Annotated in this window: 9 protein-coding genes; 6 read left to right on the forward strand and 3 right to left on the reverse strand. The window is 64.4% G+C overall.

The window, feature by feature from the left end:
• Positions 1–53 precede the first annotated feature (53 nt).
• The gene (gene gbca, locus POF53_RS00595) at positions 54–1,346 is read right to left on the reverse strand and encodes a glycine betaine monooxygenase oxygenase subunit (RefSeq protein WP_186712615.1); all 1,293 of its coding nucleotides are present in this window, start codon (positions 1,344–1,346) and stop codon (positions 54–56) included.
• Positions 1,347–1,643: 297 nt separating this feature from the next.
• Here gbca and gbcB point away from each other — a divergent pair, with 297 nt between their 5' ends.
• Positions 1,644–2,744, forward strand: a complete 1,101-nt coding sequence (gene gbcB, locus POF53_RS00600; RefSeq protein ID WP_232855098.1) for a glycine betaine monooxygenase reductase subunit — start codon at positions 1,644–1,646, stop codon at positions 2,742–2,744.
• Positions 2,745–2,837: 93 nt separating this feature from the next.
• On the opposite strand, the gene POF53_RS00605 is transcribed toward gbcB, so the two are convergent.
• The gene (locus POF53_RS00605) at positions 2,838–4,463 is read right to left on the reverse strand and encodes a methyl-accepting chemotaxis protein (protein ID WP_203649748.1); all 1,626 of its coding nucleotides are present in this window, start codon (positions 4,461–4,463) and stop codon (positions 2,838–2,840) included.
• Between the two features lie 277 nt (positions 4,464–4,740).
• On the opposite strand from POF53_RS00605, the gene POF53_RS00610 reads away from it, so the two are divergent.
• The 3 genes from POF53_RS00610 to POF53_RS00620 all read left to right on the forward strand — a co-directional run bounded on the left by POF53_RS00610 (position 4,741) and on the right by POF53_RS00620 (position 7,386).
• The gene (locus POF53_RS00610; RefSeq protein ID WP_028688440.1) at positions 4,741–4,971 is read left to right on the forward strand and encodes a hypothetical protein; all 231 of its coding nucleotides are present in this window, start codon (positions 4,741–4,743) and stop codon (positions 4,969–4,971) included.
• Complete coding sequence (locus POF53_RS00615; protein ID WP_203649751.1) at positions 4,968–5,270, forward strand: cell division protein ZapA; 303 nt, start codon at positions 4,968–4,970, stop codon at positions 5,268–5,270. Before POF53_RS00610 ends, POF53_RS00615 begins: the two co-directional genes overlap by 4 nt.
• A gap of 178 nt (positions 5,271–5,448) precedes the next feature.
• Positions 5,449–7,386 carry a methyl-accepting chemotaxis protein gene (locus tag POF53_RS00620; protein ID WP_498965860.1) on the forward strand — a complete coding sequence of 646 codons (1,938 nt, stop codon included), beginning with the start codon at positions 5,449–5,451 and terminating at the stop codon, positions 7,384–7,386.
• Positions 7,387–7,492: 106 nt separating this feature from the next.
• Here POF53_RS00620 and POF53_RS00625 read toward each other — a convergent pair whose 3' ends face one another.
• Positions 7,493–8,533 (reverse strand): threonine aldolase family protein, encoded by a 1,041-nt coding sequence (locus tag POF53_RS00625; protein WP_254464413.1) that lies wholly within the window; start codon positions 8,531–8,533, stop codon positions 7,493–7,495.
• 327 nt (positions 8,534–8,860) lie between these two features.
• Here POF53_RS00625 and POF53_RS00630 point away from each other — a divergent pair, with 327 nt between their 5' ends.
• Both POF53_RS00630 and POF53_RS00635 read left to right on the forward strand, forming a co-directional pair.
• Complete coding sequence (locus POF53_RS00630; RefSeq protein ID WP_203649757.1) at positions 8,861–10,114, forward strand: serine hydroxymethyltransferase; 1,254 nt, start codon at positions 8,861–8,863, stop codon at positions 10,112–10,114.
• Between the two features lie 15 nt (positions 10,115–10,129).
• Positions 10,130–11,380 carry a sarcosine oxidase subunit beta family protein gene (locus POF53_RS00635; protein ID WP_110735299.1) on the forward strand — a complete coding sequence of 417 codons (1,251 nt, stop codon included), beginning with the start codon at positions 10,130–10,132 and terminating at the stop codon, positions 11,378–11,380.
• The last annotated feature ends 10 nt before the right edge of the window (positions 11,381–11,390 follow it).

Here is an 11,390-nt window from a genome sequence, read left to right on the forward strand (position 1 = left end):
GGGCCGCAATGCGGCCCTTTGAGACAAGTAGTCGACTGTACCCTTCTACTACCTCATTGAGCCTGCACTTCCCTCAGATAAGCCGCCGGCTCCGCCCCCAGATTGTTCAACAGCCGCTGGCTATACCAGTCGATGAAGTTCACCACCCCAAACTCATAGGTTTTCGAGTAAGGCCCCGGCTGGTACGCCGTGGAGTTGATGCCCCGCTGGTTCTCCTCCGCCAACCGCCGATCCTGGTCGTTGGTGGCGTCCCACACCTTGCGCATGTCCTCGGGGTTGTAATCGACGCCCTCCACCGCATCCTTGTGCACCAGCCATTTGGTGGTGACCATGGTCTCCTGGGCGCTGATCGGCCACACGGTGAACACGATCATGTGGTCGCCCATGCAGTGGTTCCACGAATGCGGCAGGTGCAGGATGCGCATCGAGCCCAGGTCCGGGTTCTTGATACGGCCCATCAGCTTCTGGCAGGCCTGCTTGCCGTCCATGGTCATCGACACGGTGCCCTTGAGCAGCGGCATGCGCACGATGCGGTTACGCAGGCCATGGCTCTTGTGCAGGTACGGAATCTTCTCGGCTTCCCAGGCGGCGGCCGAGGCGGCGACGTGATCCTTGAATTCCTGGCTGGCGCGAGGGTCGTTGGTGTCGTCCCACTCCAGCAGGGTCTTCAGTAATTCGGGGTGCGAGCCGCTGCAGTGGTAGCATTCGCGGTTGTTCTCCAACACCAGTTTCCAGTTGGCCTTCTCCATCAAGGTGGTCTGCACCGCCACCTTGGTGTTCTCCATGTCGTAGGGTTCCATGTAGTGGTCGAGGGTGGCGAGGAACTCGTCGATGGCCGGCGGGTTCTCGGCCAGGCTGATGAAGATGTAGCCGCCGGCCACCTTCACGTTCACGGGCTTTAGGCCGTACTGGTTCATGTCGAAGTCGGCGCCCATCTCGGTGCCGGCGAACAGCAGGCGACCATCGAGTTCGTAGGTCCACTGGTGGTAGTGGCAGACCAGCTTGGCCACCTTGCCTTTGTCGCTGACGCACAGGCGCGAGCCGCGGTGGCGGCAGACGTTGTGGAAGGCATGCACCTTACCTTCGGCACCGCGAATCACGATGATCGGGTTCTTGCCGATCTGCAGGGTGATGTAGTTGCCCTTGGTCGGGATCTCGCAAACCATGCCAGCGATCAGCCATTCCTTGTGGAAGATCTCCTGCATGTCGATCTGGAACAGGCGCTCGTCGCAGTAGAACGGCTGCGGCAGCGAGTAGGTGCGCTCGCGGGTCTGCAGCATCTCGGCGGTGGCCTTGCGTGCAGGTTCCAGTGGATCGCCCAGGCTCAGGGTTGCGGTGACGTCCATCGTGTGGTCCTCGGGGCCGCGTGCGGCCGGCTGAAGTGGCTAATCGTTGTTGTAGTGCCGCAAGGCTGTTGTTCGCGATAAACAGCCTGTTGTTTTGCCGAGGAGTGTGCGTCCGGGCTGGGAAAGGACCATATCCACGGGCGACATGGCCGCATCGAATTCCGACGCGCCAACCCTTGTAGCGCGGGGCTGGTCGCGATAAGCACGCCGATGTCGCGGATGGGAATGTACGGCGCGGTGCGCTTGCGCATTATCGGAGCCATAAGAATGGCCGACAGTCGGCTGCTGGAGATGAACATGTCCGATACCTTCCTCAATCCGGTTACCACCCAGACCTGGGCCAATGGCCGCCACATCGTGCGTTGCGTCAAGGTTATCCAGGAAACCTGGGACGTGCGCACCTTCTGCTTCATGGCCGACCAGCCGATCATGTTCTTCTTCAAGCCCGGGCAGTTCGTCACCCTCGAGCTGGAGATCGAAGGCAAGCCGGTTATGCGTTCGTACACCATCTCCAGTTCGCCGTCGGTGCCCTACAGTTTCTCCATCACCGTTAAGCGCGTGCCGGGCGGGCTGGTGTCGAACTTCCTCCACGACACCATGCATGAGGGCGCCGAGCTGCCGGTGCACGGGCCGGTGGGGTTGTTCAACGCCATCGATTTCCCGGCGGGCAAGGTGCTGTACCTCTCGGGCGGCGTCGGCATCACCCCGGTGATGTCCATGGCCCGCTGGTTCTATGACACCAACGCCAACGTCGACATGGTCTTCGTGCACAGCGCCCGTTCGCCGAAGGACATCATCTACCACCGCGAGCTGGAGCAGATGGCCTCGCGCATCCCCAACTTCAGCCTGCACATCATCTGCGAGAAGCACGGGCTGGGCGAGCCGTGGGCCGGTTATCGCGGCTACCTGAACCAGCGGCTGATGGAGCTGATCGCCCCGGATTACCTCGAGCGGACCATCTTCTGCTGCGGCCCGACGCCCTATATGAGCGCGGTCAAGCGCATGCTCGAAGCCGTCGGTTTCGACATGAAGAACTACCACGAGGAATCGTTCGGCGCGACGCCGCCTGAGGCCAAGGCTGACGCGGTGGAGCATGCCGAGGCGGCTGCCGATGCGCCGGAAGTGGATGTGGCCGACCTCAACCTGGTGGAGTTCGTCGGCAGCGACAAGAGTATCCGCGTGGCCCCGGGCGAGACCGTGCATGCGGCGGCGGCCAAGGTCGGGCTGATGATTCCCAAGGCCTGCGGCATGGGTATCTGCGGCACCTGCAAGGTGCTCAAGCTCGGCGGCGAGGTGGAGATGGAGCACAACGGCGGGATTACCGAGGAGGATGAGGCCGAGGGCTACATCCTGTCGTGCTGCAGCGTGCCGAAGGGGGATGTGCGGATCGAGTATTGATCCGGCACTGCAAAGCATCGCGGGGCAAGCCCGCTCCCACGCCAAACCTGAACCTGGCGTGGGAGCGGGCTTGCCCCGCGATGCGTTTGAGGATCAGGTGCGGAACCGCGCCACCAACCCGTTCAGATCCACAGCCAGACGCGACAGCTCCGCGCTCGCCGCGCTGGTCTGATGCGCTCCGGTAGCACTTTGCACCGACAGGTCGTTGATATTCACCAGGTTGCGGTCCACCTCACGGGCGACCTGGGCCTGCTCTTCCGCCGCACTGGCGATCACCAGGTTGCGCTCGTTGATCTGCGCCACCGCGCCGGCGATGGTATCCAGCGCCAGGCCCGCGCCACGGGCGATGTTCAGGGTCGACTCGGCGCGCTCGGTGCTGGTGCGCATCGAGTCCACGGCCTGCTCGGTGCCGCCCTGGATGCTGCCGATCATCCGCTCGATCTCGCTGGTGGACTGCTGGGTGCGATGCGCCAGTGCGCGCACCTCGTCGGCGACCACGGCAAAGCCACGACCAGCCTCGCCGGCGCGGGCGGCCTCGATGGCGGCGTTGAGCGCCAGCAGGTTGGTCTGGTCGGCCAGGCCACGGATCACGTCCAGCACCTTGCCGATATCGCGGGACTGCTCGGCCAGGTGGGTGATCAGCTTGGCGGTGGACTGCACGTCGCCGCTCATGCGCTCGATGGCGCCCACGGTCTCCATCACCAGGTCACGGCCATCGCCGGCCGAACGGCTGGCTTCGCTGGAGGCCTCGGAGGTGCTCACCGCGTTGCGCGCCACTTCCTCGACCGCGCTGGTCATCTCGGTGACGGCGGTGGCGGCCTGCTCGATCTCGTTGTTCTGCTGCTGCAGGCCCCGGGCGCTTTCGTCGGTGACGCTGTTCAGCTCTTCAGCGGCGGAGGCCAGCTGGGTGGCGGAACCGGCGATCAGCTGCAGGGTGTCGCGCAGCTTGTCCTGCATCTTGGCCATGGCCTTGAGCAGGCGCGCGGCCTCGTCGGTGCCCTCGGCATCGATGTGGTGGGTGAGGTCGCCCTCGGCGATCTGCTCGGCGGACTTCAGCGCCTCATCGATGGGCTTGACGATGCTGCGGGTGAGCAGGAAGGCGAACAGCAGGGTCAGCACCGTGGCGGCCACCAGCAGGCTGATCACCAGGCCGAAGGCACCGCTGTACTGCTCGGCGGCCTGGGCGTTGGTGGCGCTGGTCTGGTCGGTGTTGATGCGCACCAGGGTGTCCATGATCTTGTTGATCTGCTCGGAGTTGTCCAGCAGGTCGCGGTTGAGCAGGTCGCGCAGGGCGTCGAGGTCGCCGGCCTGGCTCAGCGTGCGCATGCGTGCCTCGAGCTGGCGGTACTGGTTGAGCAGCAGGCCGTACTGGTCAAAGGCGGCTTTCTCGTCGGCGGCGGTTACCAGCGGCTCGTAGGCGCGGCGGGCCTTGTCTATCTGCGCGTTGCGCTCGTCCAGCAGGCGCAGGGTGTCCTGCTGGGTGGCCGGTTCGCGGTTGAGCAGCAGGCGGTAGGACAGGGTGCGCAGGCGCAGGTTGAGCGCGGTCAGCTCGTCGAGGGTCTTGATGCTGGGCACGCTGATTTCCTCGATGGTCACGCCGGCCTGGCGGATGTTGCCCATCTGGATCAGCGAGAACACGCCGAGGCCCAGCATGAGCAGACCGATCACGGCGAACCCGAGCAGCGCGCGCGGCGCGATATTCATATTGCGTAAGGACATGGAGGCAGTTCCCAAGGCAGAAGAGGTGCCGCGATCCATGCGACGGAAGAAGACCTGCCTGCCTATCGGTCGTGACCGGCCAGTCTTGAGTCCGTCATGCAAAAATTGTGAGGCAGCTAACTATTTTCCTGACCAGCGGTTGATCCAGGTCGGAACAAGGGGGCCGATCCTGGGTCAACCTGAACCTGGCAAACACCTTTTGAATCCGATATTTAATGGCGGGGGCGGCAGTTTTTCCTTATCGTGTGCGCCCTTTGCAACAACCCGAGATAGACGCATGTTGGAAACTTCCCTGAATCAACTCGAGCAACTGGTCAGCGACCTGATGCACAAGAACGCGCAACTGGCCGAGCAGAACGCCAGCCTCGGCCAGGAACTGGCCCAGGCCAAGGAAGAGAACGACAGCCTGCAGTTGTCGCTGATGGAGCAGGAAGAGAAGCACGGCGCCACCGCCGCCCGCATCCAGGCCCTGGTCGAGCGCGCCAGCGCGGGTGTCGTGAACGCATGAGACTGCAAGCGCAGCCGGTCAATGTCGTGTCGATCCTGGGCAACGACTATTCGCTCAAGGCGCCCGAAGGCCAGGAAGAAACCCTCTCCCAGGCCGTGCGCATGCTCAACGTCGCGCTGGCCGAAACCAAGCGCAACTACCCGACCCTGATCGGCGACAAGCTGCTGGTGCTGGCCGCGCTGAACCTGTGCTCCAAGCAGATCGAGCTGCAGCGTGAGCACGACAGCACCCTCGAGCGCACCCAGGCGCAGATCGACGCCACGGTCGATGCTATCAGCCGGACCATCGGCGACCAGTAAAGCGCTCAAGCATCCCCTGTGGGAGCGGGTTTACCCGCGAAGACGTCGGTGAAGCCACCATCGTCTTCGCGGGTAAACCCGCTCCCACAGTTGTTTTGTGCTGTCTCGGATCACTGGAATAACTGGATACTTAAGTGTATACACTTCCCGAAAAACAATAATTATCGGGGAGTGGGGCATGCATATCTGGCGGCGGAGTATCCAGTGGCAACTGATCGCAAGCATGGGCGCGGCCCTGCTGGCGAGCATCCTGGTGGTGGTGGTGATCTACACAATGGCGCTCAACCGTCTCACCGAGCGCTACCTGGTGGACACGGCGTTGCCAGCCAGTGTCGAGGCCATCCGCAACGATATCGAGCGCATGCTCGGCCAGCCGCTGGTGGCGGCGGCGGACATCGCCGGCAACACCCTCCTGCGCGACTGGCTGGCCGCCGGTGAAGCCCCGGCCGAGCTGCCACGCTTCATCGAATACCTGGACGCGGCCAAGCAGCGCAACCACGCCTTCACCACCCTGTTCGCCTCGACCGTCACCGGCCACTACTACAACGAGAAGGGCCTGGACCGCACCCTCAGCCGCGCCAACCCCAAGGACAAGTGGTTCTACGGCTACATCGACAGCGGCGCCGAGCGCCTGATCAACATCGATATCGACGGCTCCACTGGTGAGCTGGCGCTATTTATCGACTATCGGGTCGAGAAGGACGGCCAGCTGGTCGGCGTCGCCGGCATGGGCCTGCGTATGACCGAACTGTCGAAGCTGATCCACGATTTCAGTTTCGGCGAGCACGGCAAAGTGTTCCTGGTGCGCAATGACGGCCTGATCCAGGTCCATCCCGACCAGCAGTTCAGTGGCAAGCGCCAACTTGCCGAGCAGTTGGACGTCGAGGCGGCGAAGGCCGTGCTGGTGGGCGGTGAAGGCCTGCGCAGCAGCCGTTTCCAGCGTGATGGCGAGGATTACCTGGCCCTGGGCCTGCCCCTGCGTGACCTGAACTGGACCCTGGTGGCCGAGGTGCCGGAAGCCGAGATCTACGCCCAGGCCCGCCAGGCCATCTGGCAGACCTGCCTGATCGGCGGCGGTGTGGCGCTGCTTTCGCTGTTGCTGGTGGTGCTGCTGGCGCGCGGGCTGGTGCGGCCCATTCGTCAGGTCACGGCGGCGTTGGTGCAGATCGGCGGTGGCGCGGGTGATCTCAGCCATCGCCTGGACGACTCGCGCCAGGACGAGCTGGGAGACCTGGCCCGCGGCTTCAATCGCTTCCTCGACAGCCAGCGCGGCCTGATCGGTGAAGTGCTGCGCACCACCGAGCGCCTGCACCTGTCGGTGGAGCAGGTGACCCAGGTGGTGGACAACACCGCCGAGCGCTCGGGCCGCCAGCAGGAGATGACCGAGATGGTCGCCACCGCCGTGCACGAGATGGGCCTGACCGTGCAGGACATCGCCCAGAATGCCGGCTCCGCCGCCCATGCCTCGCAGTCGGCGCGCGACGAGGCGTTGCAGGCGCGGGAGGTGGTACGCCGTTCCATCCACAACATCGAAGGCATGTCCGGCGAGATTGGCCGCGCTGCCGAGGCGGTAACGCAGCTGGCGGACGAGGTCGCCTCGATCGACGAAGTGCTGGCGGTGATCCGCAGTATTTCCGAGCAGACCAACCTGCTGGCGCTCAATGCCGCCATCGAAGCGGCGCGGGCCGGCGAGATGGGCCGGGGCTTCGCCGTGGTGGCCGATGAGGTGCGGACCCTGGCGCGGCGGACCCAGGTGTCCACCGACGAGGTGCAGCAGATGATCCACCGTCTCAAGCAGGGTGCGGGCACCGCCGTGGCGTCGATGCAGGCGGGACAGCAGGCTACCGGTAATGGGGTCGAGTCGAGCCAGCGTACAGGGGCTTCGCTGGGGGCGATCACCGATCAGGTCGAGCGCATCAGCGGCATGAACGAGCAGGTGGCCACGGCAACCGAGGAGCAGTCGGCGGTGACCGAGGAGATCAACCGGACGGTGCAGGGGATTTCCGACCTGGCGCGGCAGACGGCCAGCGAAGTGCAGGGGTGTCGCGAGGAGTGCCAGGCGTTGCGTGGGCTGGCTGATGATCTGGCGCGGCAGATGGGTGGGTTCAGGCTTTAGATCGATGTTGGATTCTTCGCGGGTAAACCCGCTCCCACAGGTTGATCACTGCCCTTGAAGACGGTGCCGTACCTGTGGGAGCGGGTTTACCCGCGAATGCGATCTGTCAGGCGCCGAAAATGGCGCGGATATCCGCCGCCAGCTCCCGCACCCGGGCTTCCTGGGTATCCCACGAACACATGAACCGCGCCCCACCGCTACCAATGAAGGTATAGAAGCGCCAGCCTTTGTTGCGCAGCACTTCCAGCGCATGCTCTGGCATCTGCAGGAACACCCCGTTGGCCTCCACCGGGAACATCAGCTCGACTTCCGGCAGATCGCTCACCAGCGACGCCAGCAACTGCGCGCAGTGGTTGGCGTGCTTGCCATGGCGCATCCACGCGCCATCCTCCAGCAGCCCGACCCACGGCGCCGACAAGAAACGCATCTTCGACGCCAGTTGCCCGGCCTGCTTGCAGCGGTAGTCGAAGTCCTCGGCCAGGTCGCGGTTGAAGAACAGGATTGCCTCGCCGACCGCCATGCCGTTCTTGGTGCCGCCAAAGCACAGCACATCAACCCCGGCCTTCCAGGTCAGCTCGGCTGGCGAGCAGCCGAGGAACGCGCAGGCGTTGGTAAAGCGCGCGCCGTCCATGTGCAGGTTCAGGCCCAGCTCCTTGCAGGTGGCGCTGATCGCCTTGAGCTCGTCGGGGCGATACACGGTACCCACTTCGGTGGCCTGGGTGATGGTCACCACGCGAGGTTTGGGGTAGTGGATGTCCTGACGCTTGAGCGCCACTTCGCGGATCGACTGGGGCGTCAGCTTGCCGTTTACGCTGGCGGCGGTCAGCAGCTTGGAGCCGTTGGAGAAGAACTCCGGCGCGCCGCATTCGTCGGTCTCGACGTGGGCGGTCTCGGAGCAGATCACGCTGTGGTAGCTCTGGCACAGCGAGGCCAGGGCCAGGGAGTTGGCGGCGGTGCCGTTGAAGGCGAAGAACACCTCGCAGTCGGTCTCGAACAGCTTGCGGAAGTATTCCGAGGCGCGTTCGGTCCACTGGTCGTCGCCGTAGGCGCGTTGGTGGCCGTGGTTGGCCTTTTCCATCGCGGCCCAGGCTTCGGGGCAGATGCCGGAGTAGTTGTCGCTGGCGAATTGTTGGTTGTTGTCGGTCATGACGCCTGTCCTTTTGTACGACGCAGGATCGCACTCTAAACCATCGATTTGGCGGTTGCCTATGTAGGAGCGGCCTTGTGCCGCGAAAGGGGCGCGAAGCGGCCCCAGGATGTATGGCATGGCACAAATCGTCGGGGCTGCTGCGCAGCCCTTTCGCGGCACAAGGCCGCTCCTACAGGGATTGGTGTTGTCGGTGGATGAATGTCGTAAACGCGCCATTGCAAGGCGCGCGCAGGCATCTGTACCACCGTGCCCGGTCATACCATCGCTGCAAAGGGTGGGAAAACCCTCACCAGACAAGAAACGATCGCTGCCGGGAGATACACGATGTTCAGCAAGCAAGACCAGATCCAGGGTTATGACGACGCACTGCTGGCGGCGATGAATGCCGAGGAACAGCGCCAGGAAGATCACATCGAGCTGATCGCCTCGGAGAACTACACCAGCAAGCGCGTGATGCAGGCCCAGGGCAGCGGCCTGACCAACAAGTACGCCGAGGGTTACCCGGGCAAGCGCTACTACGGCGGCTGCGAGCATGTGGACAAGGTAGAAGCCCTGGCCATCGAGCGCGCCAAGCAGCTATTCGGCGCCGACTACGCCAACGTCCAGCCGCACTCCGGTTCCTCGGCCAACAGCGCCGTGTACCTCGCCCTGCTGCAGGCCGGCGACACCATCCTGGGCATGAGTCTGGCCCACGGCGGCCACCTGACCCACGGTGCCAAGGTGTCGTCCTCGGGCAAGCTGTACAACGCCGTGCAGTACGGTATCGACACCAATACCGGCCTGATCGACTACGACGAAGTCGAGCGCCTGGCCGTCGAGCACAAACCGAAGATGATCGTCGCCGGCTTCTCGGCCTACTCCAAGACCCTGGATTTCCCACGCTTCCGTCAGATCGCCGATAAAGTCGGCGCGCTGCTGTTCGTCGACATGGCCCACGTTGCCGGCCTGGTCGCCGCCGGCCTGTACCCCAACCCGATCCCCTTCGCCGACGTGGTCACCACCACCACCCACAAGACCCTGCGCGGTCCGCGTGGCGGCCTGATCCTGGCCAAGAGCAACGAAGAGATCGAGAAGAAGCTCAACGCCGCCGTGTTCCCCGGCGCCCAGGGTGGCCCGCTGATGCACGTGATCGCCGCCAAGGCGGTGTGCTTCAAGGAAGCGCTGGAGCCTGAGTTCAAGAGCTACCAGAAACAGGTCATCGAAAACGCCCAGGCCATGGCCCAGGTGTTCATCGACCGTGGCTACGACGTGGTCTCCGGCGGCACCGACAACCACCTGTTCCTGGTCAGCCTGATCCGCCAGGGCCTGACCGGCAAGGACGCCGACGCAGCCCTCGGCCGCGCCCATATCACCGTCAACAAGAACGCCGTGCCCAACGACCCGCAGTCGCCGTTCGTCACCTCGGGCCTGCGCATCGGCACCCCGGCCGTCACCACCCGTGGCTTCAAGGTTGCCCAGTGCGTGGCGCTGGCCGGCTGGATCTGCGATGTGCTGGACAACCTGGGCGACGCCGATGTCGAGGCCGATGTGGCCAAGAACGTCGCCGCCCTGTGCGCCGACTTCCCGGTCTACCGCTGAGTGGAGCAGAACACCATGCAACGTTATTCAGGCTTCGGCCTCTTCAAGCACTCCCTCAGCCACCACGAGAACTGGCAGCGCATGTGGCGCACGCCGACCCCTAAAAAGGTCTACGACGTGGTCATCGTCGGCGGTGGCGGCCATGGCCTGGCGACCGCCTACTACCTGGCGAAAGAGCACGGCATCACCAACGTGGCGGTGGTCGAGAAGGGCTACCTGGGCGGCGGCAACACCGCCCGCAACACCACCATCGTGCGTTCCAACTACCTGTGGGACGAGTCGGCGCACCTGTACGAACACGCCATGAAGCTGTGGGAAGGGCTGTCCCAGGACATCAACTACAACGTGATGTTCTCCCAGCGCGGCGTCTACAACCTGTGCCACACCCTGCAGGACATCCGTGACTCCGAGCGCCGGGTCAACGCCAACCGCCTCAATGGCGTGGATGGCGAGCTGATCCGCACCGAGCAGGTCGCGGCCGAGATCCCGTACCTCGACTGCTCGAAGAACACCCGCTACCCGATCCTCGGCGCCACCGTGCAGCGCCGTGGCGGCGTGGCCCGTCACGACGCCGTGGCCTGGGGCTTCGCCCGTGCCGCCGACGCCCTGGGCGTGGACCTGATCCAGCAGACCGAGGTGATCGGCTTCCGTAAAGAGAATGGCGCCGTGATCGGCGTTGAAACCAACAAGGGTTTCATCGGCGCCAAGCGCGTCGGCGTGGTCACCGCGGGTAACTCCGGGCACATGGCCAAGCTGGCGGGCTTCCGCCTGCCGCTCGAATCGCACCCGTTGCAGGCACTGGTATCGGAGCCGATCAAGCCGATCATCGACAGCGTGATCATGTCCAACGCCGTGCACGGCTACATCAGCCAGTCCGACAAGGGCGACCTGGTGATCGGTGCCGGCATCGACGGCTGGGTCGGCTACGGCCAGCGCGGTTCGTACCCGGTCATCGAGCACACCCTGCAGGCGATCGTCGAGATGTTCCCGATCCTCTCCCGCGTGCGCATGAACCGCCAGTGGGGCGGCATCGTCGACACCACCCCCGACGCCTGCCCGATCATCTCCAAGACCCCGGTGAAGAACATGTTCTTCAACTGCGGCTGGGGCACCGGCGGCTTCAAGGCCACCCCGGGCTCGGGCAACGTGTTCGCCGCGAGCCTGGCCAAGGGCGAGATGCACCCGCTGGCCGCGCCATTCTCCATCGACCGTTTCTACAACGGCGCGCTGATCGACGAACACGGCGCCGCTGCCGTCGCCCACTGACCCGGAGACA

The sequence above is a fragment of the Mitsuaria sp. RG genome, from assembly GCF_028369275.1.
Taxonomy (GTDB): Bacteria; Pseudomonadota; Gammaproteobacteria; order Pseudomonadales; family Pseudomonadaceae; genus Aquipseudomonas; species Aquipseudomonas peradeniyensis.